Origin of the sequence: Streptomyces sp. HUAS YS2 (assembly GCF_033343995.1) — a bacterium.
Lineage (GTDB): Bacteria > Actinomycetota > Actinomycetes > Streptomycetales > Streptomycetaceae > Streptomyces > Streptomyces solicathayae.
Genome location: NZ_CP137573.1, coordinates 361958 through 385830, shown reverse-complemented (window position 1 = coordinate 385830; position 23873 = coordinate 361958). Strand labels below are relative to the sequence as shown.

The window sequence follows — 23873 nt, the reverse complement described above, 5'->3', positions numbered from 1 at the left end:
GGAGACCTCATTTCTCGATCGGCCGCGGGGGCCGTCACCAGGCGTAGAAGCCGGCGAGGTAGGTGGGGAAGACGGCGACGGCGAGCGCCAGGGGAACCAGGGCCAGCAGTCCCGCGGTCATCGGTACGGCGGCGGTGCGCAACGCCCGGTACCGCGGCACGCCCGCGGCGCGCGCCGTCTCGCCGATGTGCAGCGCGCCGATCGACAGTGTCACCGTGGCGTACGAGAGCGAGCCCAGGAGGCACAGGAAGACATAGCCGAAGGCGGGACCGGTGAACTGGCCGACGAGGGCCGCGCCCGACAGGAACAAGGTGATCAGGAGGTACGGGGCGACGGTGCGCAGCGGGAGCCGCTCCAGGCCGTCGCGCTTCTTCGGCGTGACCTTGAACGTGATCTGACGGGGCCGCAGCTTCTGCATCACGGCGGCGGAGACGCCCCACGCGACGTACGGCCAGCGTGCGAGCCCGAACAGCCAGCTCTCCCAGCTGAGGACCGGCGCGCTCCGGGGTCGGAGCAGGCCGCGGCTCCGGGCCAGCAGAGTGAGCAGGATCAGCCAGAACGACATGGCCCAGAAGTGGCCGAGGAACTCGAAGTAGTTGACGTTGATCCAGGGAAGCCCGGTCACCGCCGCGATCGGAGGCAGGGCCAGTCCCATCGTGGTGGTCACGGCGAGCAGCGGGTAGTACGAGAGCGCGAAGGAGAAGCGGAGGCGGAGTTTGCCGGGCATCCGCCCCAAGTGGCGCGGGAGCATGCCGAACAGTGCGACGGCCAGGCTGCGCGACCACTGGAACTCCTGCGTGGCCATGGCGGCGAAGGTGATCGGACCGTCACCGTGGGCCTCGGCGTCGATCGCGAACGCGCCCTGCCATCCTGCCGAGTTGAGCAGGAACGTGGTGGTGAAGTCCTCCGCGAGCTCGGGGCCGAGGCCGCCGATGTTCCGCAGGGCCTGGGTGCGCACCGCGTAGTGCGAGCCGATGCAGAGCGGCGCCAGGCCGTCGGAGTGCCCGAGCTGCACGGGGCCGTGGAAGGTGGCCTCGCGGTGCAGCCGGCCGCGGGCGGCCCAGGAGTGGTCGGCGTTGGCGTCGCAGATGCTGGGTGCGCCGACGTAGCCGATGGCGGGGTCGGCGAAGGGGCGGACGACCTCGGCGAGATAGTGCGGCTGCGGGACGTGGTCGCAGTCGAGCTGGGCGACGACGTCGTAGTGCTCGTACCCCCAGTGGTCGTAGAAGAAGGCCAGGTTGCCCTCCTTGCAGCGGGTCCGCCGCGGCCAGTCGGCCCGATGGTAGTCCGCCCGGCCTCGGCGGCAGGAGACGCCGACGCCGTGGGCACGGCACCAGTCGAGGATCTCCTCCGTGGGGTCCTCGTCGCACAGCCACACGTCGTACGCGTGCGGGAAGTCCTGGTCGAGCATCGCCTCCAGCGTGGTGCGGGCGATGTCCCAGCTCTCCGACGGGGCGCGGGTGACGACGAACGCGGTGCGCAGCTGAGGGACCTCGACGGCGGGGTCGAAGCGCCGCATCCGGATCATCGCGACCAGGAAGTGCAGGGGGAGCAGGGTCAGATAGATCAGCAGGGCGCTGTTGACGGCCAGTCCGACCCAGCCGGCCCGGTGCGCGGGCTGGAGCCACCACATCCAGAACCAGGCCGTGCACGCCACCCAGCCGAGGGACAGCGCGGCCACCAGGACGCGGTCGCCCACGGAGAACTGCCGCACGAAGCTCGACCGGAGGGTGGCGAGCGTGCGCGGAGGCGTCGCGAACACCGGTCCGTCCGGGCCGATGGAGGCCACCGCACCGTTCGTCAAGGCACGGATCTCCTCGCCCAGCGCCTCCCATTCCTCCGGTGAGCCGGGGGCGGGGGAGTGGAGCGGGGGATCCTGGACGGTGCCGGTCCCGTGGACGGGACTCTGCTCCAGCGACGTCATGACAGCGAGTTCTCCAGGCGGTGCGGAAACGGGCCGTGATCGGTTGGGGGAAGGGCGGAGGGAAGAGGGCCGTGGCCGGGCGGCGACCGCCCGGCCACGGGCCGCGGATCAGCCTCCCGAGGCGGGCGAGCCGGTCGCCACGCCGGTGGCGGCGGTCGCCGGGGCGGGGATCGTCTGGGACGGGGCGGCCGGGGCCGTCGCCGCGGCCAGCGGGACGGTCTCGTCCTGGCCGCCGCGGATGGCGGCGGCCGAGGCGCCGAGCCGCTCCGGCTCGGACGCGAAGTACGCGACGGTCCGGCGCAGGCCCTCGGTGATGTCGGTCTCCGGCTCCCAGCCCAGCACGTCACGGGCCCGGGTGATGACCGGGCGGCGCCGGACCGGGTCGTCGACGGGCAGCGGGTGGTACTTCACCTCGGACGCCGAGCCGGTCATCTCCAGGACGATCTCGGCCAGTTCGGTCACCGTGCGCTCGACGGGGTTGCCCAGGTTGAACGGGCCCAGCTCGGACGAGTCGAGGAGCGCGAGCAGGCCGCGGACGAGGTCGTCCACGTAGCAGAAGCTGCGGGTCTGCGTGCCGTCGCCGTACACGGTGAGCGGCTCGCCGGTCAGCGCCTGGGTGATGAAGCTGGACACCACACGGCCGTCGTGCGGCCGCATCCGGGGGCCGTAGGTGTTGAAGATCCGCGCGATGCCGACGTCGACGCCGTGCGTGCGGCGGTAGGCGGCGGAGACCGCCTCCGCGTACCGCTTGGCCTCGTCGTAGACGCTGCGCGGGCCGATGGAGTTGACGTTGCCCCAGTACGCCTCCTCCTGCGGGTGGACCAGCGGGTCGCCGTAGATCTCGCTGGTCGACGCGAGGATGAAGCGGGCGTCGTGGCGCAGCGCCAGACGCAGGGCGTTCTCGGTGCCACGGCTGCCGACCGCGAGGGTCTCCAGCGGCTGGCGGAGGTAGTCGGGCGGGGAGGCGGGGGACGCCAGGTGAGCGACGGCGTCCACGCGGCCGGCGACCTCCACGGACACGCTCACGTCGGCGTGGTGGAACTCGAAGGCCGGGTCGGACAGGAGGTGTGCGATGTTCTCGGGGTCGCCCGTCGAGAAGTTGTCCAGGCACACCACCGAGTCGCCGCGCCGCAAGAGCGCCTCGCACAGGTGTGACCCAAGGAAACCACCGCCACCGGTCACGGCAACGCGCATTTTGTTTCTCCAGGAATGGGAAGCGGAAAGGCCTCACGCCCCGCCGCGCGAACGTCCGGAAGGAAGATGACCGGATGATCCGAAAAGCGGAGCACTCTCTCGGAAAACGCAGGACGAGAGTATGGGCATACGTAGTCATTTTCCCGACGGCAAATCGGCTGATGGTCTGTTCGGCGGGTACCGTTCGGGGGCGCACGAGGGGTTGCCGCCCAGTTCCATGGCACTTCGGCTTTCGAACGGCGTAATCCGCAGGTGTCACGCGTATGTGTGAGGGCAGGCCGCGCGTGCCTGCCCGGTCGGCCCATTCCGTCGCACACGTGAATTCCGTGTACGGGTTCGGAGGCGGGGAAAGGGAGGGCGGTGCGGCGGCGGGACGGTGGCGCTCGAGGTCAGCCGAAGCGGCGACGGTACGTCGCCCGGCCCGCGGGGAAATCGGTGAGGGTGCCGCCGCCCCAGTCGTGGTCGAAATACGACTGGTAGGCGACCTCGCCCCAGGAGAAGTACTCCGCCATCCGCTCCACGAAGAACGTGTTGTCGCCACCGCCGGCGAACGCGTCGCCGGCGCGGTAGAGCCCCCACTCGGAGCACACGTTGCGCTTGCCCCGCGCGCGGACGAAGGCCGTGTGGGCGTCCAGGCCCATCGCCTGGGACCGGATCCAGGACCAACGGTCGGCGGCGGAGGCGCCCGGGTCGCCCCACTTGAGGTCGTACGCGTTCATGCCGAGCCAGTCGACGTACGCGTCCCCCGGGTAGTAGTCGGCGAAGGCGCCGAGCCGGTGCCCCGGCCGCACGCCGAGCGAGCTGGACAGCTCGAACGTGAAGCACGCGCCGGGCGTCGCACGGAACACGGCGACGACGTGCCGGAACAGCGCCGCGTAGCCCCCCGGGTCGTCCGTCGCCTGCCAGGGACCGATGGCGCGGTTGTTCGGCTCCCAGCCCAGCCGGACGATCGCGTCGCCGTGCCCCGACTCCACCAGAGCCCGCGCCGCCCGCGCGTACGCGGCGTCGAACTCGCCCGCCGTGCCCCGCGCGAACGCGCCCTCGAAGCCGTCGACCAGCGGCGGGATCCCGTAGACGAACGCGGCACCCGGACGGGCGTCGCGCCACTTCCGCCACGGGTCGAGCTGGTACCCGCACATCGTCGCCGGATCGAAGTCCGACCAACTGCCGTGCGGCAGATAGTCGTTGCCGATACCGACCGGCCGGCCGAGGAGCTCCTCGTGTCGCTCGACCGCGGCGACGGCCTCGGCGCCGTACCCCTTGTACACGCCCAGCAGCGGGGCGGTGGACCTGTCCACGGCGCACCTCCGGAACGGGCCGGCCGACACCGCCCCGGCCAGCATCACCCGGCCGGCGTCCCCCGGACCGTCACGCCACGCGGGCGGTCGCCGCGTCAGTGCCGCGCCTCGCCGACCCGCGCCACGCGGCCGGCCGGCGCAGGACGCCCCGGCGCAGCGTGTTCCGGCCGCAACTGCGCCACTGCGCGGGCGAGATGCGCGGCCGGTGCGCCCCGTTCGTGATCAGTGCGTTGACCGACGTCATCGGGTCGGTGGCGGCGGCCTTGGCGAGCAGCACACCCACCACCAGCGGGAGCACGGCCGCGGCGAGGGCGGTGCCGGCCACGGTGACGTGCTGGATGCGCGGGTGCGGGCGCCGGTCGTCGAAGTTCATGCCCTCATTCGATCAGCGCCCGCGGCCCGGGGGATGGGGTGACGTACTCAGAAGGGGCGGCCGCGGGTACTCAGCGGCGGAACAGCGCCGTCCACAGGAACGGCTTGCCGAACAGGGCCGAGTCGTCGGATTCGTCCCGCATCCGGCGCAGTTCGACCTCCGTGAGGTCGGCGAAGACCCAGCGCAGTTCCTCGTCGGTGTAGGCGAGACCGCCCTGCAGCCCGGCCGCCCGGTAGAACTCGGCGTCCGGCAGTTCGGAGCCCATGGCGCCCGCCGCGAAGCAGGTCAGCGACAGGTGACCGCCGGGGGCGAGGAGGCGGTCGAGCAGGGCCAGGTAGCTGACCCGGCGGTGCGGCGGCAGATGGTGGAAGCAGCCCGAGTCGTGGATCAGGTCGTACGGCCCCTCCAGCGCCGCGCCCGCCTCCCCGAACGCGTCGCCGCACACGAAACGGACCTCGGCCCCGGTCTCTGCGGCCCGCTCCGCCGCCCAGGTAAGCGCCGTCGGGGACAGGTCCACCGCGTCCACGCGGAAGCCGAGGGACGCGAGGTGCAACGCGTTGCGGCCCGGGCCACAGCCCAGGTCGAGCACCCGGCCGCCCGGCGGGACGATTCCGCGCTCCAGGTACGACGCCAGGTTCTCGTCCGGCTTCGGGACGAAGAACGGCACCGGCTTCGACCGGTCGGTGTAGAAGCCGTCCCACCAGCCGGCCCCGTCCGCCGTCCAGCGGTCCGCCTCCGGTGCGAACAGGTCGTCCATGAGCCGCAGTACGTCGTCGACGGTGCGTATGTTCCGGTGCATCCGGGCTCCTTTCCGCGTCCTGCGACACTACGTCGCGGATCATGGAAAGCCCAGGTCGGAGCCGGTGCGGCAAAGCTCCGGACGGGCACGGGCCGGCCCCGGGGGCGGCGGCCGGACGCCTCCCACCACCCTCGGGGCGAACGAGCGCCCCGCCCGGCTCCAGGCGCCGTCACGGCCGGTCCACGGGCCGCGCCCGGGCCGCCGGTTCGGCGTGTACGCGTACCGGCGCCGCTCACCGGGAGGCGGCCGGCACGGCGTGTCCGGATGTGACAGGGAATCGTCATTGCGGCCATCGGTGCGCGCCTCGAGGATGGGGTCATGCCCCTTCCGCACCACGTCGTCATCGCGGTCTTCCCCGACGTCGACCTCCTCGACGTCACCGGCCCGGCCGAGGTCTTCGCCCTGGCCAACCGCGAGACCGCGGGCCGCGCCGGCTACCAGGTCCGGCTTGCCGGCCCGGTCGCCGGCCCGGTCCGTACCTCGGCGGGGGTGCGGCTGCTCACCGACGTGGCTTTCGACGACGTCGGCGGGCGGGTGGACACCCTGCTCGTACCGGGCGCGGTCGACATGACCGACGACGGGCCGGTCGCCCGCATCGACGAGACCGTCGTCGCCTGGGTGAAGGAGACCGCCCCGCACGCCCGGCGGGTCGCCTCGGTCTGCGTCGGCGCGCACTTGCTGGCAGCGGCCGGGCTGCTCGACGGGAAGACGGCGACCACCCACTGGTCGACCGCCGCCCAGCTGGCCGCCGAGCACCCCGACGTCACCGTCGACCCGGACCCGATCTTCGTCAGGACCGACCGGGGCCGGTTGTGGACCGGGGCCGGGATCAGCGCCTGCCTGGACCTCGCGCTGGCCCTGGTGGCCGAGGACCAGGGCGAGCAGACCGCGCTGGCGGTGGCGCGCCAGCTGGTGATGTACCTCAAGAGGCAGGGCGGGCAGAGCCAGTTCTCCGTCTCGCTCAGCCGTCCCGCCGCCACGCGCAGGGACATCGACGAGCTCAGGCTGTGGATCGCCGACCATCTCGACGAGGACCTGTCCGCCGCGGCCCTGGCCGCCCGGATGTGCCTCAGCGAACGGCACTTCGCCCGCGTCTTCGGCCAGGAGACCGGCACCAGCCCCGCCGCCTACGTCGAGGCGGCCCGCATCGAGGTGGCCCGGCGCCTCCTGGAGACCACGGACGACCCGCTCGACCAGGTCGCCGCCGTCGCCGGACTCGGCTCGGCGGAGACCCTGCACCGGGCCTTCAGACGGCAGCTCGCCACGACCCCCGCGGCCTACCGCCGCCGGTTCCGCACCCAGGCCGGCTGACCCGGCGCACCGAACGCCTTCCCCTCGGCATGCGGCGAGGCGGAGGACTTCGCCATGCCCTCTTACCGGACACCCGGACACCCGCCAACCCAGATGAAAGGTTCCCCATGACCACGAACGTTCCGTCCACCACCCTGCGCGAACTCGTCGGACTGGACAGCCGGCCGCCCCGGCTGAGCGAGTCCGTGCTGATCATGATCGACTTCCAGAACACGTACCGCACCGGCGTCATGGCCCTGCCCGGTGCCGAGGAAGCCGTCAAGGCGGGCGCCCGGCTGCTGGCACGCGCCCGTGCCGCGGGCACGCCGGTCGTCCACATCGTCAACGACGGCGGCGAGAACACCCCGTACGACATCCGTGCGCACATCGGCGCGATCAGCGACGAGGTGGCGCCCGTCGACGGGGAGCCGACCGTCGTGAAGCAGTTCCCCAACGGCTTCCACGCCACCGAACTGGAGCAGGTCCTGAAGGACGCCGGAGCCGCGCCGGGCAGTGGCAAGGACCTCGTGCTGGCCGGGTTCATGACGCACATGTGCGTCGTCTTCACCGCCCAGGGCGCGTTCAACCTCGGTTACCGTCCCACCGTGGTCGCCGATGCCACCGCCACCCGGCCGCTGCCCGCCCCGGACGGCGGGGTCCTGCCGGCCGACGTTCTCCAGACGGCCGCGCTGACCACCGTCACCGACCTCTTCGGCCTCGTCGTCCCCGGTGCGGACGCCCTGGACGACTGACCAGGGCGCCTGACCGGGACCGCTACACGGCGCCGGCTTCCATCAGGTCCCTGAGGTGCTCCTCGTTCCGCGGAATCTCCTTGCGGACCCGCGGTTTGACCACGAGGGGCACCAACACCTTGCCGATGCCGTGGGACTCGAAGTCGAGCGACAGGGTGAGCCGGGACCGCCTGCCGTCGTCGAGCGGTTCGATCGTGCCGCGGACGTCGCCGCGGACCGGACCGTCGGTGCCGTGGAAATGCCAACTGCGTGGCGGGTCGTACTCCGTGACCTCCATCGTCATGGGCATTTCCCGGCCCCCGATGCGGCGCTTCACCGCGATCTGGGAGCCGACGCCGAGCGGTTCGTCGCCCAGCTTGCGGGCCGACACCGCGCTCTCCTGCCATTCCGGAGTGTGCGAGGGGTCCATCACGTACGAGAAGACGTCCTCGGGGCTGCGGGAGATGTCGATGGTTTCTTCGATGCGGGACATGACGCCCCCTTGAAGTAGCTCCTACGACAAAATGATCCCACGGCGGCGGGGACCTGTCGGGCGAAGCCCGTACGGTCGCCGTCCGCCGTCAGTCGCTCACACACAGCACCGGCACGTGCTGCACGAGGTTGTTCGCGAAACCACCCCGGTTCCAGGGCTGTTCCAGCGGCTGCGTGCGCCCCTCGGCGTCCGTCGCGCGCACGCTCAGGACGTACCGGCCCGGCTCCGCGGTCCACAGCGCCCGCCAGCTCGCCCAGGCCCACGGATGCGGGGCCTGCCGCCCGACGTCGGCGTCCGTCCAGGTCTCGCCCCCGTCGGCGGTCACCTCGACGCGCTCCACCGGGGCGTACCCGGACCAGGCGCGCCCCTCCAGGGCGACGAATCCGGGGCGCACGACCCGCTCCCGGGACATGAAGTCGGGGAACCCCGGCGGGATCATCAGCGCCCGCGGCGCGATCCGGGTGACCGGCTCCCCGGGTTCGTCGGCGGACTGCCGCAAGCGGTACGCCACGGCCTGCTGGAATCCCGTGAACGGGGTGTCCGTGACCGTCACCTCGCGGAGCCACTTCACGTGGGCCATCCCGTACCAGCCCGGCACCACGAGCCGCAGCGGGTAGCCGTGCTGCGGCGGCAGCGGCTGCCCGTTCATCGCGTACGCGACCAGTACCTCCGGCCAGTCCCCGGTGGCCACCGCCAGCGGCAGGCTGCGCCGGTAGTCCTGCTCCACGCCGCGCTCCACTCCGTGGTCCGCGCCCGTGAACACCGCCTCCACCGACCCGGGCTCCACGCCCGCCTCGGCGAGCAGCGTCCGCAGCGGCACCCCCGTCCACTCCGCCGTGCCGACGGCCTCGACCAGCCACGGCTGGCTGACCGGCCGCGGGCTCAGCCGGGCCCGCCCGTTGCCGGCGCACTCCATGGTCACCCGCTGGGTGACCGCCGGGTATGCCCGCAGGGCGGCCATGTCCAGCGCCAGCGGGGTGCGCACCCGGCCGCCCACCGCGAGCTGCCATCCGGTCGTGTCCACCGCGGGGATGTCGTAGTGGACCAGTACGTAGTGCAGGCCGGGTGGCGTGACGTCGTACCGCAGGCCCTCCAGCGGCAGCCCGTGGTTGCGGGCCGCCAGCGCCAGCTCCTGCGTGCTGATGCCCTCCTCCGGCCCCGCGACCCGCCCCGGCCCGCTGACGCTCTCCAGAGAACCGTCCATGCCCTCATGGTGCGCCGCGCCCCGCCGCCGGGCACGTCGGACCCGGGGCGGCGCGGGGGCTGGTGGCGAACCGAGGGGAGGCTCCCGCGTCCCTACATTCGCCGCGCGCCCGCCTTGATGGCCTCGCGGATCCGGTTGTACGTGCCGCACCGGCAGATGTTGCGGATCTGGTCGAGGTCGGCGTCGGTGATCTCACGGCCCTCGGCGGCGGCCTGTCGGACCTTGGCGACGGCGGTCATGATCTGTCCGGGCTGGCAGTAGCCGCACTGCGCCACGTCGAGATCGAGCCAGGCCTCCTGCATGGGGTGCAGGTCCTTGCCGACGCTGGCCGCCAGGCCCTCGATGGTGGTGACCTCGTCGTCCTCGGCGATCTTCGACACCGGCACCGAACAGGGGTTGAACGCCTTGCCGTTGATGTGCGAGGTGCAGGACTGGCAGACGCCGAGCCCGCAGCCGTACTTGGGGCCGGTCACGCCGAGCAGGTCGCGCAGGACCCACAGCAGCCTGACGTCGTCCTCGGCCTCGACCGTGACGACCTCGCCGTTGAGCTTGAAGGTGTGGCTGGGCATGGGGACTCCTTCAGTACGCGCGGTCGAGACCGTCGGTGGGGGACTGCGGGGTGGACGGTTCGAGGGGCGGCGGCGTGAAGCTCAGCGTGCCGTGGTTGATCGGGAAACTGGTCGGCAGCGTGCCGGTGGCCCGGGCGTACGCGCAGGCGATCGCGGCGAAGGCCGGTGCCACGCCCAGCTCGCCCGCGCCGCCAGGGGTTCCGGTGGTGGGCGGCATGACGATCACCTTCAGCTCCGGCGGGGTGTTCCACTGCCGCGTGTAGAAGTAGTTGTCCCAGCTGCCTTCGAGCGGAATGCCGTCCTTGATGTGCAGGCTGGACGTCAGCGCCATCGCGAGGGCGTCGTTGAGGCCGCCCATCATCTGGGCCTCCAGACCGCGCGGGTTGATCGGGAAGCCGGCGTCGACGACCATCAGGGCGCGGGTGACCCGCGGGCCGGTGACGGCGTTCGGGATCTTCCGGTTCACCGTCTCCGGGCGGCAGTCGATCTCCACCAGCGTGGCGACCGCGCCCCGGTACTCCGTGTGCAGGGCGATCCCCTGCGCCACACCGGCGGGCAGCGACCGGCCCCAGTCGCCCTCCTCCGCCGCCTTGTCGAGGACGGCGCGCAGCCGGTCGTCGCGCAGGAACTCCCGCCGGAACGCGACCGGATCCTTGCCCATCTCGCGCGCCAGCTGGTCCACCACCAGTTCGCGGGCGCAGGCGACGTTCGGCGAGTAGATGTTGCGCATGCTGCCGGTGTTGAACTTCAGCGGCACCTCGTTCAGGAGCTGCGTGGTGACACCGAAGTTGTACGGCGACGACTGCGTCAGCGTGAAGATCGTCTCGGCGAAGGTGAGGTTCCCCGCCACCGGCAGTTGCGCCGCCGTCGCGGTGATCATCTCGCCGAGCCCGTGGCCGAAGTCGGTCTCGGAGCTGGTGTGCCGTTGCTCGAAGCTGACCACGTTGCCCAGCGCGTACGTGGCCCGTACCCGCGAGATGCACATCGGATGGGTGCGGCCCTGGCGGAAGTTGTCCGTCCGGGACCAGGACAGCTTGACCGGCTTGCCCATCTTCTGCGAGATCTCGGCGGCCTCTGCGGCCACGTCGTGGAAGAGATGCCGGCCGAACGAGCCACCGCCGTCGACGACATGCACCTTCACGGCGGACTGCGGCAGCCCGAGCCGGGTGGCGATGTCCCGCTGCGCGACGATCGGCACCTTCAGGCTCGCCCAGATCTCCGCCCGGTCCGGCCGGACGTCCGCGATCGCGTTGTCCGGCTCCAGCGGGCTGTTGCTGGCGAACGCGAAGGTGAACTCCGCGTCGAGCTTCTTGGTGAGCAGCGGCGGCACGACCATCGGCAGCGCCGCGGCCTTCAGCTTGGCGAGGACGGTCGCGTCCGACTCGCGGTCCACCGTCCCCGGTCCCCAGGTCACCTCCAGGGCCCGCAGGGCGTCGATGCACTGCCCGAAGGTCTCCGCGCGCACCGCGACGCCGTGCCTGATCGTGGCGACGTCGGTGACGCCGGGCATGGCCCGGACCGCGTCGGCGTTGTGCACCCCCACGACGGTCCCGTTGATGGTCGGCGGCCGGCGCACCATGGCCGGCTTCGCGCCGGGCACCCGCAGGTCCATGCCGTACTTCTTGCGGCCGGTGACGATGTCGCGGGCGTCCACGCGGCCCTGCGGGGTGCCGATGATCCGGAACTCCGAGGGGTCCTTCAGGCGGGCGGTGAGCGCGGTGGTCGCGGTGCCCGCCGCCGCTGCCGCGAGCGAACCGTACGTGGCGCTGCGCGCCGTGCCGTCCGCGACCACGCCGTCCTTCGTCGTCAGCCGGGCCGCCGGAACGTCCCACTGCGCGGCGGCCGTCGCGACGAGCCGCTGCCGGGCGACGGCGGCGGCGGTGCGCACCGGCAGGTACAGGCTCCGCATCGAGTTCGATCCGCCGGTCAGCTGGTTCATCAGCAGCTCGGGGCGGGCGTCGGCGGAGGTGACCCGGACCCGCTCCAGCGGCAGGTCCATCTCCTCGGCGATCATCATGGCCACGGCGGTCGTCATGCCCTGGCCGACCTCGGCGCGCGGCACCTCGAACGACACCGTGCCGTCCTCGTGCACCCGCACCGTGATCAGACCCGGACGTCGGTGCCGCCGCGAGGTTCTGCATGTCCCCCAGGTCGAAGAGGTTCTCCGGCTGCGGCAGCGTCGGGATCGCCGCCTGAGCGGACTGCGGGGCGACCGCGTCGGCCCCGAGCCGTACCCCCACGGCGAGGGTCGGCGCGGCCAGCAGGTACCCGAGCACCCTGCGCCGTCCGATGCCCTCGGACCCTGCGGTGTCTGCCATCGGTGTCGTCCTCCCGGAACCTGAGCTACCGTCGCGTACGGTCGTCGCGCCGGGCACAGGATGCCGTGCCCGGCGCAGTTGATCAGGTTCTTCACGGGACGTCTACAAGACGGCTATCCCCAGGGGTCGTTCGCCGGCGGCGAGGCGGCGGGTGTCGCCGCTGTCGAGGTCGACGACGGTGATCCCGTCCCAGTAGCCGTCGCGGGTGAAACCGCCGGTCACGTAGGCGGTGCGGCCGTCGGCCGAGACCGCGACGTCCTCGTGCGGCCCGTCCAGCTCGTACACCCGTTCCTTGCCGTCGGGGGCGCGCACGGTGAGCGAGGCGCCCTTGTCCTCGGACGGGTCGATCGGGCCTGTGCCGACCACGAGGAGCGAGCCGTCGGGGGCGAGCGCCGCGCCGTGCTGGTGGGTGTCGGCCGTCATCCGCTCGATCTGTGTCCGCCCCGTCCTCGGGTCGACGACGGCGAGGCGTTCGCCCTCGAAGGGCAGCAGCAGCTTGCCGTCGGACGGCCGCACGGCCGTGTAGTGCGGCTTCAGCCAGGAGCCGAGGCCGCCCTCGGTGCCGTACGGGGCGACCTCGATCCGGCGGGTGTCGCCGGGGGAGCGGGTGGGGACGACGGTGACGTCGAAGGAGTCGTGGTTCGTCGCGTACACCTCGGAGCCGTCGCGCGAGACGTCCACGTCGAAGGGGCGGCGGCCGACCGGGACGGTCTCCGGCACCTCGAGTTTCGCGGTGTCCACGATCTCCAGGACGCCGTTGCCGCCGGGCACGTTGACGCCGACGTACACCTGCCTGCCGTCGGGCGAGAGTGCGATGCCCATGCCGCCGCCGCGGTACTCGCCGGTGGTCGCCCGGCCCGTCTCGGTCTCGTACGGGACGAGGGCGATCCGCTTGCGGGCGACGGTGTCGACGACGGCGACGCCCTCGGCGGTGGCGACCCAGGCGCGGCCGTCCTCGCCGACGACGAGGCCGTACGGGGCGGTGCCGACGCGCACGGAGTCGAACGCGCCCTTCGCCGGGTCGACGAAGCTCACCGTGTCCGCGCCGAAGTCGGCGACGAGCAGGGTGCCGGCCGGGGTGCGGCCGGTGACCTTCGTGGTCGGCGCGGGGGACGCGGCCGGCTTCGTGGGCGCGCCGGCCGGCGACTCGGCCGCGCCGCCGGACCGGGCGCAGGCGCCGAGCAGCAGGGCGGCGGCGACGGTGGGCAGGAGTACGCGCGCGGTGCGTGCGGACGCGTTCATGGACTCGCTCTCCTTCCGGGGCGGTCGCCGGAAGGGAGGTCCCCCGGTCCCCGCTCCTCTGCCGTCCATCCTGGGTGCCGGTCCGGGGCCGGACGGTCGGCAGTGCGGCGGGAGTGGGGGAGACGTACGGGGGACGCCGACGTCAACCGATCGGATGACCCGGCCGGTCGCCGCGGCCTTCCGGGTACGCGACGCGTGTCGTGATCCGGGCGATGCGGCGGGCGGACTCCTCCGGGGAAGCGGCGGGCTGCACGATGTGACTGACCGTGAGGCGCACGATCGTCTCCACCGCGAGGCCGCGCGACTCCTCGTCGACGTCGGGCCAGGCGTCGACCGCGTACGCGTCGAGCATGGCCATCGCGGTGTCGAAGACCGGCTGGGAGCGCGTCGTGAGGTACGTGAGCAGGTCGTCCTCGCCGCCCCGCGCCGAGAGCATGATCGCCTTGATCAGAGGGTTGTCGACCGCCTGCTGGAGCGTGTAGCCGACGCCCGCGGCGGCCGCCGCCTCCAGTTCGCCGCGGTGCGCGTCGAGCTCCCGCTGGATGCCCACCAGGAAGCCCTCCAGCTCCCGTTGGACGAGGGCCTTGCCGATCGCCTCTTTCGAGCCGAACTCGTTGTAGAGGGTCTGTCGGCTGATGCCGGCCGCGCGGGCGATGCCGGCCATGCGGAGCACGCTCCAGCCGTCCGCGGCGACGAGGTGGTAGGCGGCGTCGAGTACCTGCTCGCGCAGCAGGGACCGAACACTTTCGCGAAAGCGTGTCATGGTGTCCCCACTTTATCCATCGGTGACTGTCCAGAGTATTGACGGACCCTGCTGCCACTGTCTAACTACTGGACAGTACGCAAGCAAAGTGTCCACTCGATGGCGAGGAGCCGAGATGGCCCTGCACAGCGAACCACCCGTGGAACCACCCGTCACCCCCCTGACCTGGCGCGACCCCAAGCGCTATCTCTGGCTGCTCGGTCTCGTGATCCCGGCCTTCCCCTTCATCGCCTGGGGTCTCGTGGCGGCCACCGGCCTCGGGGTGTTCTGGTGGATCGGTGTCGTCGTGCTGTACGTGATCTTCCCCGTGGTCGACCAGCTCATCGGCAAGGACTCCGTCAACCCGCCGGAGAGCGCGCTCGCCCAGCTCGAACAGGACCGGTACTACCGCTGGTGCATCTTCGCCTACCTCCCGCTCCAGTACGCCGGCCTCGTGCTCGGCTGCTGGCTGCTGGCCGAGGGCGGCCTCTCCCTGACCGGCAAGATCGGCCTCGCCGTCACGCTCGGCGGCGTCTCCGGCATCGCCATCAACACCGCCCACGAGCTGGGCCACAAGAAGGAGTCCGCGGAGCGCTGGCTGTCCCGCATCGCACTCGCCCAGACCTTCTACGGGCACTTCTACATCGAGCACAACCGCGGCCACCACGTCCGCGTCGCCACCCCCGAGGACCCCGCCAGCGCCCGGCTCGGCGAGAGCTTCTGGCGCTTCCTGCCCCGTACCGTCGCCGGCAGCCTCACCTCCGCCTGGCACCTGGAGAAGACCCGGCTCGGCCGCGCGGGCAAGTCCCTCTGGGGCCCGCACAACGACATCCTCACCGCCTGGGCGATGTCCGTGGCCCTCTTCGCCGCCCTCGCGCTCGCCTTCGGCCCCGGCATCCTGCCCTACCTCGCCTTCCAGGCCGTCTTCGGCTTCTGCCTGCTCGAGGTCATCAACTACACCGAGCACTACGGCCTGCGGCGGGAGCGCACCGCGAGCGGCCGCTACGAACGCTGCGCCCCGCGGCACAGCTGGAACAGCGACAACGTCGCCTCGAACGTCTTCCTCTACCACCTCCAGCGGCACAGCGACCACCATGCCAACCCCACACGCCGCTACCAGTCCCTGCGCCACTTCGACGACGCCCCGGAGATGCCCACCGGCTACGCCGGGATGATCGTCCTCGCGTACTTCCCGCCGATCTGGCGCCGCGTCATGGACCACCGCGTCGTCGCCCACTACGAGGGCGACGTCACGCGCGCCAACATCCAGCCCTCGAAGCGCGCCCGCATCCTCGCCCGGTACGGAGCCGCCGCATGAGCCGGTACCGGTGCCCCGGCTGCGACTACGTCTACGACGAGCGGCACGGCCACCCGCACGAGGGCTTCCCGGCCGGAACGCCCTGGGCCGAGGTGCCCGACGACTGGTGCTGCCCCGACTGCGGCGTCCGCGAGAAGATCGATTTCGAACCCGAGGAGAACGAGTGACCCCGCCCGCGAAGCAGTGGCAGTGCCTGGTGTGCGGCTTCGTCTACGACGAGGCCGAAGGCTGGCCCGAGGAGGGCTTCCCGCCGGGAACGCGCTGGGAGGACATCCCCGACGACTGGTCCTGCCCCGACTGCGGCGCCGCCAAGGCCGACTTCGAGATGACCGAGATCACCCATGCCTGAGCCTTCCCCGAGCTCGCGGCTGCGCTCGAGCAGGGGATGCCCCATCGTGATCGTCGGCGCGGGCGTCGCCGGCGCCACGGCCGCGCTCACGCTGCGCGCCGAAGGGTACGCCGGGGCGCTCGTCCTCATCGGCGAGGAACCCGAACTCCCGTACCGCCGGCCCCCGCTGTCCAAAGAGGTCCTCACCGGGGCGCAGGCCCCGGCCCGGACCCTGCTTCGACCCGCCGGCGCCTGGGCGGAGCAGGACATCGAGCTGCGCACCGGAACGACCGTCACCGACCTCCACCCGGCGGACCGGATGCTCGTCCTCGACGACGGATCCGTACTGCCGTACGACCGGCTGCTCCTCGCCACCGGAGGCCGCCCCCGGCGGCTGCCGGGCGTCCAGGAGCGGCCCGGACTGCACCACCTGCGGACCCTCGCCGACGCCCGCGCGCTGCGCGCCGACCTCATCGACGGAGACTCCGTCCTGGTCGTCGGTGCCGGGCTCATCGGCCTCGAAGTCGCCGCCGCGGCCCGGGGGCTCGGCTGCGAGGTCACCGTGACGGAGACCGAGGAACGGCCGCTGGGCCGGGTCCTGCCGCCGGCCGTCGCCGACGCGGTCACCGCCCTGCACCGGGAGCGGGGCGTCGACCTGCACACCGGGACACGTCTGGAGAGCCTCGAGCGGCTCGGGGACGTGTGGACGGCCACCGACGGGAACGGCACCCTGCTCACCGCCAGGACCGTCCTCGTCGCCGTCGGCATGGCTCCCGACACCGCCCTCGCGGAACGGGCGGGCCTCAAGGTCGACGACGGCATCCTGGTCGACGCGTACGGCGAGACCTCGGCGCGGGGCGTGTACGCGGCCGGCGACGTGGCCCGCCGTCCCGGCGGACGCGACGGCGGCACCTGCCGGGTCGAGCACTGGACCAACGCCCAGGACCACGGCGCGGCCGTCGCCCGCAGCATGCTCGGCACGCCGACCCCGTACGCGCCGGAACCCTGGTTCTGGACCCACCAGTTCGGCCACAACCTGCAGATCGCCGGCGTGCCGCGGGCCGGGGACACGCTGGAGGTGGACGGGGACCTCGACGCCCTGGACTTCACGGTCCGTACCCGTCACGAGGGCCGCACGACCGGGGTGATCTGCGCCAACCGCCCGGCCGAGTTCCGTCGGCTGCGACAGGAGCGGGAGCGGGGCTGAGGCGCGTGGCCACCGGCGTGGCGGGGGAGCGGGCAGGCCCTTCCCCCGCCCGCGCCGCGCCTCACTCCACGGCCATCCGCACGCCGAGCAGCACCAGCACCCCGCCCGAGACCTGCTCCAGGCGCCGGCGCACGTTCGCCCGGGAGATCAGAGCCCGCATCCGGCCGATGAACCACACGTACAGCCCGTAGTAGCCGACCTCGTACACCGCCCAGACGGCCGCCAGGGCGACCATCGCGGGCAGATGCGGCACCCCGGACGGCACGAACTGCGGGAGGAAGGACATCGCGAACACCGCGGCCTTGGGGTTCGCGAGGTTCAGCAGCAGGCCGGCACGGTAGGACGACCAGCCGGAGCGGTACGGAGCGACCTGCTCCGACGCCTCGTCCGTGGCCTGCCGTCCGCGCCGCGCGTCCCACAGCGCCTTCGCGCCGAAGCAGACCAGCGTCACCGCGCCGACGATACGCAACACGTCGTACGCGAGCTCCGAGGCCGCGAGCAGTGCGGTCAGCCCGCACGCCGCGACGACGCCCCAGACGAACACGCCCGTCTCGTTGCCGAGCACGGTCAGGAAGCCGTGCCGCCTGCTGTGCAGGGACTGGCGGATGATCAGCATGGTGCTGGGGCCCGGCGAGGCCGCGATCAGCGTGCAGGCGCCGAGGAAGGCGATCAGAGTGCTCCACATGGGCCACATCGTCGGCCGTTCCCGTTCGGCGCGTCCACCCCCTTCGGGCCCGGTCAGTCGCCGAGCACCTCGACGTGGTCGCCGACCGCCACCACCAGGACCCGCGAGCCCGGCTCGGTGGTGCGCCACCGATGGCGCACCCCGCCGGACAGCAGCAGCGTGTCCCCGCGGCCGAGCCGGTGGACCCGGCCCTCCGCCTCCACCTCGACCGCACCGTCCGCCACGTACATCAACTCGTCGTTGCGGTGCCGGAATTCACGGTCCGCCTGCTGCTCGCCGGTGAACTCCAGCGCGTGCAGCTGATGCCGGCCGCGCACCACCGGGCGGACCCGGGCGCCGCGCCGCAGCCCGCTGTCGTCGCCCGCCCGCACCAGGTCGACCGTGCGCGTCTCGTCCGACGCCGCAAGGAGCTGCACGGCCGTCGTGTCGAGGGCGTCGGCGATCCGCTGCAGCGAGCGCATGCTGGGCCGGGCCCGGTCGTTCTCGATCTGGCTCAGAAAGGGCGAGGACAGCCCGCTGCGTGCCGCGATGTCCGCGAGCGTGAGGTCCAGCGCGCGCCGGCGGCGGCGCACGGCCGCCCCCACGCGCGGCGTCTCCGATGCCTCCATGGCGTCCCGTCCCTCCCCGTCCGGCCTGCCCACCAGGTGATCCTCCCAGCTCCCGGCACCCTACGCCGCTCCGCGTCCGGTCTCCGTGGACGGTTTCGCACAGCCGACACACGCCCGTCACACGACGCCTCTAGGTTCAAAGCCTGTTGCTCTCATCAAAGAAACTTTGACGCCTTGGAGGCGAGCCCCGCCATGCCCTCGATCGACCAGAACTCCCGCCGCCGACGCCCCACCGGCCTCATCGCCCTCGACGAGGACGCCGCCTACCCCGGCTACACCCTCTACGCCCCCCTCACCGGCTCCGGCGAGGTGTACCTCGTCGACCTGCACGGCCGGACCGCGCACCAGTGGACCTTCCCGTACCGCCCCGGCCGCCACGCCCGGATCCTCGGCGACGGGACCCTCGCCTACAACGGTGTCCTGCCCGGCGAGGACGCCCTCTTCCCGATGTGGCACAAGTACCGCGGCGGCGTCATGCTCCAGGCCGGGCCCGACGGCACCGTGCTGCGCGAACACCGCGATCCGCTCCAGCACCACGACGCCCACCACCTCAACGACGGCCGCGTCCTCTACACCGCCGTCGAACCCCTGCGCGGCGCCGACGCCGAGGCCGTCCGCGGCGGAGTCCCGGGTTCCGAGGCCGCCGACGGCACCGTCTGGGCCGACACCATCCGCGAAGTCGCCCCCGACGGCAGCCTGCTCTGGTCCTGGCGCGCCGCCGACCACCTCGACCGGGCGGAGTACCCGCTGCACGAGGCGTACGCCCGCGAGCACTGGCCCCTGATCAACAGCGTCACCCCGCTGCGCGACGGCAACATCCTGGCCAGCCTGCGCAGCGTCTCCGCCGTCGTCGTGATCAGCCGCGCCACCGGCGAGATCCTGTGGCGGAGCGCGCCCGGCACCGTCTCCCAGCAGCACGCGCCGACCGAACTCGACGACGGCAACCTGCTCGTCTTCGACAACGGCGTCTTCCGGCCGCACCACGACGTCCCCCACTCCCGCGTCGTCGAGATCGACCGGGCGAGCGGCGCGGTGGTGTGGGAGTACCACGACCCGGCCCGCGAGTTCTTCTTCGCCCCGTTCATGGGCTCCGCCCAGCGGCTCCCCAACGGCAACACCCTGGTCACCGACTCCCCGTCCGGCCGGCTCTTCGAGGTGACCGCCGAGGGCTACCTGTGCTGGGAGTACGTCGTCCCCCACTTCGGCGCGTACCGCGAGTCCGAGGTCCGCGGGCTGTTCCCCTCCGAACCGAACGCAGTCTTCCGGTCCTACCGCTACGCGGCCGCCGAACTCCCGTGGCTGGGGGCCGGATCGTGACCACGACTCCCGCCACCACGCCGTCCGTGGCGCCCGTCGACGCCCGCGTCCCGGTCCGCCGGCTCGTCCCGCTGGCCGCCCAGCACGTCCTCGCGATGATCGCCGCGCCGGTCTCCACCGTCTTCCTCACCTCGGGCGCGCTCCGGCTGTCGCCCGGCGCCACCGCGTCGCTGCTCAGCGCCGTGCTCGTCCTGTGCGGAGCGGGCGCGCTGCTCCAGTCGCTCGGGGTGTGGAAGATCGGCGCCCGGCTGCCGTTCGTCATGCTCCCCGGCGGCGCGGCCACCGCGCTGTTCCTGCAGATCGCCCAGGAGCACGGCACCCCCACCGCCGCCGGGTCCGTACTTCTGGCCGCGGCCCTGCTGCTCGCCGTCCTCCCGCTGTACGCGCGGATCGTCCGGCTCTTCCCCCCGCTGGTCATGGGCGTCACCGTGCTCCTCATCGGCATCGCGATGATCCGCGTCGCCGCCCGGCTCGTCACCGGCCCGGACGGCACCGGCGAACCGAGCGCCGTGCTGCTGGCCGCGCTCACCGTCCTCGCGACCGTGGCCGCGTACCTGCTGCTCCGCGGGGTCTGGCGGCAGACCGCCGTCCTCACCGGCATGGCGGCGGGCACGCTGCTCGCCGTCGTGACCGGCATCGGGGAGTTCACCCCGGCCGCCGGAAGCGGGTTCGCGCTGCCCGCCCTCCTCCCGTACGGGGCCCCGCGGTTCGACCTGCTCGCGGCGCTGCCGCTGCTGATCTTCAGCCTCACGACACTGGCCGAGATAACCGGCCAGACGGTCATGAACAGCGAGACCGTCGGCCGCACGCCCGACCCCGGACGTGACGTCCCCCGGGTCGCCCGCGCCGACGCGCTGGTCTCACTGATGGGCGGGCTGTTCGGCACCTCGCTGATGGTCACCAGCGCCGAGAACGTCGGGATTGGCCGGCTCACCGGGGTACGCAGCCGGTTCGTCACCGCCGCGGCCGGTGCGCTGCTCGTCGTCGCCGGGCTGACCACACCCGTCTCCCGGGCCCTGGCCGGCATCCCGGAGGCGGTGGTCGGCGGCTCCTCACTCGTCGTGTACGCGGTCATCGCGGTCATGGGCGTCGAGATGCTCCGCCGCGCCGACCTGTCAGCGGCGAGCGGCGGCCCGATGGCCGCGGCTCTGGCCCTGGCGGCAGGGCTGCTGCCGCTCCTCGTGCCCGGACTGTACGACGGCTTCCCCGGCTGGGCCCGTACCGTCCTCGGCAGTGCTGTGGTCGCCGGAACTCTGACCGCGGTCCTTCTCACGCCGCTCTTCGCGCGTTTCTCCGTGCCTTCCGACGAGCCGCCGCCAGTTCGTTCGGATTAATCCGGCAAAGGTATTGACTCGCTCTGAAATCGGCGGAAACTGGTCAATACACCGGACAACCGGAGAGAGCCGCACCCGCCGACGGAGACGTCCGAAGGCCCGCGTGACCCTGATCCAGGCTCTGGCCAGGCCCCCGGCAGACCCTGTCGACGAAGGAGCCGCCGACGACGGTCGGCGACCCTCGGAACCGACGAGGACTGCCGGGGACTGTCTTGTGCGAGCGCGCCCGGGGCCCCAGGGACCCGGGCGCGAAATGCGGTGGAGTCCGTTCCTCGCGCCGTGATCTGCTCACGCCATGAGTCTCTGCGTCGACGTGTACATCCCCCGTCCGGACGGATCGATCGAGGAACTCCTCGACACCCCGGAAGGCTCCTCGGACCTTGCCGGATTCGAGCGCTGGCGCACCTTCGTCTGGGGCTCCGACGCCGTGCGCGCCCTGGGGGCCCGCTACTTCCCGGTGCTCGCCGACAACGACCTCAGGGTCCCGCCCGGCGAGATCGCCGAGTTCCGCCGCGAATGCGCCCTGCTCCGCGAGAACATCCCGCACGTGGCGGCCCGCGACGACCCGAACTGGACGTACGAGCAGCTCATGAACGCCATCTCCGCGCGTCTTGCCAACATCGAGGACGCCGCCCGGCGCGCCGAGCGGATCGGCGCCGCCCTCATCATCTGGTGACGTCGCCCGCGGCACCCGCGCCCCCGGGCCGTCCATCCCCCGGTGGCCGCAGGAAGGGTCGGTCCGGGAGCCCGCGCACGCGGTCTCGGCTAGGGTGAATCGAGAGGAATGGGCCCTCAGGGGTTAGGTCGGTGCGTTGGACACTCACCAGTCATCCAGCGATGTCCGGCAGCAGCCGCCGGCGGCTGTCGGCTACGCGGGCGTGCTGAACGAACTGCTCCCGATCGCGCTGTGGCGCGAGGACGCCGAAGGGCGCGTCGTGGAGTGGTCCCTCGCCGCCCAGGACCTGCTCGGACACCGCCCCGACGAAGTGCTCGGCCGGCCCGCCTCCGAGATGCTCGTCCCCGAGAACAACCAGGCGCTCGCCGACCAGCTCACCCGCCGCGTCCAGGCCGGGGAGACCGTCGTCGGCACCCTTCCGGTCCTGCACCGCGACGGCCACCACGTCACGATGGAGACCTGGATCGTCCCCGCCGCCGACCCGGAGGGCAGGGCCGGCGCGATGCTGATCGCCGTCGAGACGTCAGAGGTCCTGCGCATGCGGGACTCCCTGGCGGCACTTGAGAGCCTGTTCACCCAGTCGCCCATCGGCCTCGCCACGCTCGGCCTCGACCTGCGCTTCGTACGGGTCAACGACGCCCTCGCCCGGATGAACGGCCTGTCCGCCGCGGAACACGTCGGCCGCCGCCTCACCGAGGTCGTGCCCGACGTCAACGCCACGGCCCTGGAATCCCTCATGCGGCAGGCGCTGGCCCGCGGCATGGCCGTCGTCGACGCCCGCCGCACCGGCCGGACCGCCGCCGACCCCGACCACGACCACACCTGGTCCAACTCGTACGCCCCGCTGCTCGACGGCGCCGGCCGTCCACTCGGCCTGATCGCCTCCATCATCGACATCACCGTCGCCGAACGGGACCGCGTCGAGGCGGAGCGGGCCCGGCGGCACGTCGCCCTGCTCGCCGAGGCCGGCGCGCGGATCGGCACCACCCTGGACCTGCGGCAGACCGCCGAGGAGGTCGTGCAGGTGCTCGTGCCGAGGCTCGCCGACTCCGCCGACGTGCAGCTGCTCGAATCGGTCCTGGAACCCGACGAGAGCGGCGCCTCCACCCGCGGGGTCCTGCGCCGCCTGGCCGTCCGATTCCCCGACCCGAACGCCCCCACCGCCCTGCTCGCCCCCGGCCAGACCTTCCAGATCCCGCTGGACTCGATGTACGAGACCGTCCTCAACCAGGGCCGCCCCCTCGACCTGAGCGAGGCCGACGTCCCCGCCCTCATCCAGGACCCGAGGGCGGCCCCGCTGCGCAGCTACCTGATGACCCAGCTCAGCTGCGCCCGGATGGTCCCGCTCGTCGCCCGCGGCACGGTCCTCGGCACCGTCACCGTGACGCGGCTGCGCAGCCGCGCCCCGTTCGACGAGCAGGACTGCGTCCTGATCGACGAGGTCGTCGCCCGCGCCGCGCTCAACATCGACAACGCCCGGATGTACACCACCCAGCGGGAGGCCGCGCTCACCCTGCAGCGCAGCCTCATCAACAGCGCCCTGCCCGAGGACACCGGCCTCGAACTCACCGGCCGCTACCTGCCGGCCAGCGAACACGACGTCGGCGGCGACTGGTTCGACGTCATCTCGCTGCCCAAGGGCCGGACGGGACTCGTCATCGGCGACGTCATGGGGCACGGCATCCACGCGGCCGCCGTCATGGGGCAACTGCGCACCGCCGTCCGCACCCTCGCCCGGCACGACATCCCTCCCGTGGCGATGCTGCGCTCCCTCGACGACGTCGTCGCCGAACTGGGCGAGGACGAGATGGCGACCTGCGTGTACGCCGTCCACGACCCCGCCACCGGCAGCTGCGTGGTCGCCCGCGCGGGTCACCCGCCGCCTGCCGTGGTCACTCCCGGCGGGCGCATCACATTCCTCGACGGGCCGCCCGGCACGCCGCTCGGCACCGGAGAACGGGACTTCGGCACCGAGGAGGTGCCGCTGCCGCCCGGGAGCCTGTTCGCGCTGTACACCGACGGACTGATCGAGGCCCGCGACCGCGATCTCGACCAGGGCCTCGCCGAACTCGCGCAGGCACTGCACGGGCGCGGCCGGCCGCTGAGCGAGGTCTGCGACGCGATCCTCGCCCGGCTGCTGCCGCACCCGGCGCAGGACGACGTGGCGGTGCTGCTGGCCCGCACGCCGGGTGGTCCCCTCCGCTCCCAACTCCCTTGATTTCG

At 72.5% G+C, this 23873-nt stretch carries 22 protein-coding genes and 1 pseudogene; 10 read left to right on the top strand and 13 right to left on the bottom strand.

Translation table 11 applies throughout. From position 1 onward, the window contains the following. Positions 1-34: 34 nt before the first annotated feature. From R2D22_RS01835 to R2D22_RS01815, 5 genes are all read right to left on the bottom strand, one after another. On the bottom strand, positions 35-1924 hold the full coding sequence (locus R2D22_RS01835) for a glycosyltransferase (protein ID WP_318100519.1): 1890 nt from the start codon (positions 1922-1924) through the stop codon (positions 35-37). Positions 1925-2032: 108 nt separating this feature from the next. After that, positions 2033-3118, bottom strand: a complete 1086-nt coding sequence (locus R2D22_RS01830) for a UDP-glucuronic acid decarboxylase family protein (protein ID WP_318100516.1) — start codon at positions 3116-3118, stop codon at positions 2033-2035. Positions 3119-3507: 389 nt separating this feature from the next. Further along, positions 3508-4416, bottom strand: coding sequence for a glycoside hydrolase family 26 protein (locus R2D22_RS01825; RefSeq protein WP_318100513.1), 909 nt, complete (start codon positions 4414-4416; stop codon positions 3508-3510). Between the two features lie 70 nt (positions 4417-4486). After that, positions 4487-4789: a hypothetical protein gene (locus tag R2D22_RS01820; RefSeq protein WP_318100511.1), complete on the bottom strand. Its 303-nt coding sequence runs from the start codon at positions 4787-4789 to the stop codon at positions 4487-4489. Between the two features lie 70 nt (positions 4790-4859). After that, a complete protein-coding gene (locus R2D22_RS01815; protein WP_318100508.1) occupies positions 4860-5588 on the bottom strand; it encodes a class I SAM-dependent methyltransferase in 729 nt (242 codons plus the stop codon). A 318-nt stretch (positions 5589-5906) separates the two neighbouring features. Here R2D22_RS01815 and R2D22_RS01810 point away from each other — a divergent pair, with 318 nt between their 5' ends. Continuing rightward, positions 5907-6899: a GlxA family transcriptional regulator gene (locus tag R2D22_RS01810; protein WP_318100506.1), complete on the top strand. Its 993-nt coding sequence runs from the start codon at positions 5907-5909 to the stop codon at positions 6897-6899. A gap of 107 nt (positions 6900-7006) precedes the next feature. Beyond that, complete coding sequence (locus R2D22_RS01805; RefSeq protein ID WP_318100504.1) at positions 7007-7630, top strand: isochorismatase family protein; 624 nt, start codon at positions 7007-7009, stop codon at positions 7628-7630. Positions 7631-7652: 22 nt separating this feature from the next. Here the strand turns inward: R2D22_RS01805 and R2D22_RS01800 are convergent, their stop codons facing one another. The 6 genes and pseudogenes from R2D22_RS01800 to R2D22_RS01775 all read right to left on the bottom strand — a co-directional run bounded on the left by R2D22_RS01800 (position 7653) and on the right by R2D22_RS01775 (position 14198). Next, a complete protein-coding gene (locus tag R2D22_RS01800) occupies positions 7653-8102 on the bottom strand; it encodes an SRPBCC family protein (protein ID WP_318100501.1) in 450 nt (149 codons plus the stop codon). An 88-nt stretch (positions 8103-8190) separates the two neighbouring features. Beyond that, positions 8191-9306 (bottom strand): sulfite oxidase, encoded by a 1116-nt coding sequence (locus R2D22_RS01795; protein WP_318100498.1) that lies wholly within the window; start codon positions 9304-9306, stop codon positions 8191-8193. A gap of 92 nt (positions 9307-9398) precedes the next feature. Continuing rightward, the gene (locus tag R2D22_RS01790; RefSeq protein ID WP_318100495.1) at positions 9399-9875 is read right to left on the bottom strand and encodes a (2Fe-2S)-binding protein; all 477 of its coding nucleotides are present in this window, start codon (positions 9873-9875) and stop codon (positions 9399-9401) included. 10 nt (positions 9876-9885) lie between these two features. Further along, positions 9886-12193, bottom strand: a pseudogene (locus R2D22_RS01785) (xanthine dehydrogenase family protein molybdopterin-binding subunit). Between the two features lie 102 nt (positions 12194-12295). Continuing rightward, on the bottom strand, positions 12296-13435 hold the full coding sequence (locus R2D22_RS01780; RefSeq protein ID WP_318100494.1) for a hypothetical protein: 1140 nt from the start codon (positions 13433-13435) through the stop codon (positions 12296-12298). 142 nt (positions 13436-13577) lie between these two features. Then, a complete protein-coding gene (locus R2D22_RS01775) occupies positions 13578-14198 on the bottom strand; it encodes a TetR/AcrR family transcriptional regulator (RefSeq protein ID WP_318100492.1) in 621 nt (206 codons plus the stop codon). A 115-nt stretch (positions 14199-14313) separates the two neighbouring features. Here R2D22_RS01775 and R2D22_RS01770 point away from each other — a divergent pair, with 115 nt between their 5' ends. Genes R2D22_RS01770 through R2D22_RS01755 form a run of 4 tightly spaced genes read left to right on the top strand, consistent with a single transcriptional unit; the run spans position 14314 to position 17030 of the window. Next, positions 14314-15495 (top strand): alkane 1-monooxygenase, encoded by a 1182-nt coding sequence (locus tag R2D22_RS01770; RefSeq protein ID WP_318100489.1) that lies wholly within the window; start codon positions 14314-14316, stop codon positions 15493-15495. Beyond that, a complete protein-coding gene (locus tag R2D22_RS01765; protein WP_318100487.1) occupies positions 15492-15662 on the top strand; it encodes a rubredoxin in 171 nt (56 codons plus the stop codon). The genes R2D22_RS01770 and R2D22_RS01765 overlap by 4 nt, the downstream gene beginning before the upstream one ends. Next, positions 15659-15844 carry a rubredoxin gene (locus R2D22_RS01760; protein WP_318100485.1) on the top strand — a complete coding sequence of 62 codons (186 nt, stop codon included), beginning with the start codon at positions 15659-15661 and terminating at the stop codon, positions 15842-15844. The genes R2D22_RS01765 and R2D22_RS01760 overlap by 4 nt, the downstream gene beginning before the upstream one ends. 46 nt (positions 15845-15890) lie before the next feature. Beyond that, positions 15891-17030, top strand: coding sequence for an NAD(P)/FAD-dependent oxidoreductase (locus tag R2D22_RS01755; protein ID WP_318100482.1), 1140 nt, complete (start codon positions 15891-15893; stop codon positions 17028-17030). A gap of 61 nt (positions 17031-17091) precedes the next feature. On the opposite strand, the gene R2D22_RS01750 is transcribed toward R2D22_RS01755, so the two are convergent. After that, a complete protein-coding gene (locus tag R2D22_RS01750) occupies positions 17092-17715 on the bottom strand; it encodes a LysE family translocator (RefSeq protein ID WP_318100479.1) in 624 nt (207 codons plus the stop codon). A 53-nt stretch (positions 17716-17768) separates the two neighbouring features. Beyond that, the gene (locus R2D22_RS01745) at positions 17769-18323 is read right to left on the bottom strand and encodes a helix-turn-helix domain-containing protein (RefSeq protein WP_318109545.1); all 555 of its coding nucleotides are present in this window, start codon (positions 18321-18323) and stop codon (positions 17769-17771) included. A gap of 192 nt (positions 18324-18515) precedes the next feature. On the opposite strand from R2D22_RS01745, the gene R2D22_RS01740 reads away from it, so the two are divergent. The 4 genes from R2D22_RS01740 (at position 18516) to R2D22_RS01725 (ending at position 23868) form a co-directional block, all read left to right on the top strand. Next, positions 18516-19640, top strand: coding sequence for an aryl-sulfate sulfotransferase (locus R2D22_RS01740; RefSeq protein ID WP_318100476.1), 1125 nt, complete (start codon positions 18516-18518; stop codon positions 19638-19640). Continuing rightward, on the top strand, positions 19637-20974 hold the full coding sequence (locus R2D22_RS01735) for a uracil-xanthine permease family protein (RefSeq protein ID WP_318100473.1): 1338 nt from the start codon (positions 19637-19639) through the stop codon (positions 20972-20974). Before R2D22_RS01740 ends, R2D22_RS01735 begins: the two co-directional genes overlap by 4 nt. A 295-nt stretch (positions 20975-21269) precedes the next feature. After that, positions 21270-21650 carry a hypothetical protein gene (locus tag R2D22_RS01730; RefSeq protein ID WP_318100470.1) on the top strand — a complete coding sequence of 127 codons (381 nt, stop codon included), beginning with the start codon at positions 21270-21272 and terminating at the stop codon, positions 21648-21650. Between the two features lie 136 nt (positions 21651-21786). Continuing rightward, on the top strand, positions 21787-23868 hold the full coding sequence (locus R2D22_RS01725) for a SpoIIE family protein phosphatase (protein ID WP_318100469.1): 2082 nt from the start codon (positions 21787-21789) through the stop codon (positions 23866-23868). The last annotated feature ends 5 nt before the right edge of the window (positions 23869-23873 follow it).

Coding starts and splice junctions, on each gene's coding strand:
- R2D22_RS01835 (WP_318100519.1), bottom strand. CDS start 1,924: ATGACGTCGCTGGAGCAGAGTCCCGTCCACGGGACCGGCACCGTCCAG.
- R2D22_RS01830 (WP_318100516.1), bottom strand. CDS start 3,118: ATGCGCGTTGCCGTGACCGGTGGCGGTGGTTTCCTTGGGTCACACCTG.
- R2D22_RS01820 (WP_318100511.1), bottom strand. CDS start 4,789: ATGAACTTCGACGACCGGCGCCCGCACCCGCGCATCCAGCACGTCACC.
- R2D22_RS01815 (WP_318100508.1), bottom strand. CDS start 5,588: ATGCACCGGAACATACGCACCGTCGACGACGTACTGCGGCTCATGGAC.
- R2D22_RS01810 (WP_318100506.1), top strand. CDS start 5,907: ATGCCCCTTCCGCACCACGTCGTCATCGCGGTCTTCCCCGACGTCGAC.
- R2D22_RS01805 (WP_318100504.1), top strand. CDS start 7,007: ATGACCACGAACGTTCCGTCCACCACCCTGCGCGAACTCGTCGGACTG.
- R2D22_RS01800 (WP_318100501.1), bottom strand. CDS start 8,102: ATGTCCCGCATCGAAGAAACCATCGACATCTCCCGCAGCCCCGAGGAC.
- R2D22_RS01795 (WP_318100498.1), bottom strand. CDS start 9,306: ATGGACGGTTCTCTGGAGAGCGTCAGCGGGCCGGGGCGGGTCGCGGGG.
- R2D22_RS01790 (WP_318100495.1), bottom strand. CDS start 9,875: ATGCCCAGCCACACCTTCAAGCTCAACGGCGAGGTCGTCACGGTCGAG.
- R2D22_RS01780 (WP_318100494.1), bottom strand. CDS start 13,435: ATGAACGCGTCCGCACGCACCGCGCGCGTACTCCTGCCCACCGTCGCC.
- R2D22_RS01775 (WP_318100492.1), bottom strand. CDS start 14,198: ATGACACGCTTTCGCGAAAGTGTTCGGTCCCTGCTGCGCGAGCAGGTA.
- R2D22_RS01770 (WP_318100489.1), top strand. CDS start 14,314: ATGGCCCTGCACAGCGAACCACCCGTGGAACCACCCGTCACCCCCCTG.
- R2D22_RS01765 (WP_318100487.1), top strand. CDS start 15,492: ATGAGCCGGTACCGGTGCCCCGGCTGCGACTACGTCTACGACGAGCGG.
- R2D22_RS01750 (WP_318100479.1), bottom strand. CDS start 17,715: ATGTGGAGCACTCTGATCGCCTTCCTCGGCGCCTGCACGCTGATCGCG.
- R2D22_RS01745 (WP_318109545.1), bottom strand. CDS start 18,323: ATGGAGGCATCGGAGACGCCGCGCGTGGGGGCGGCCGTGCGCCGCCGC.
- R2D22_RS01740 (WP_318100476.1), top strand. CDS start 18,516: ATGCCCTCGATCGACCAGAACTCCCGCCGCCGACGCCCCACCGGCCTC.
- R2D22_RS01730 (WP_318100470.1), top strand. CDS start 21,270: ATGAGTCTCTGCGTCGACGTGTACATCCCCCGTCCGGACGGATCGATC.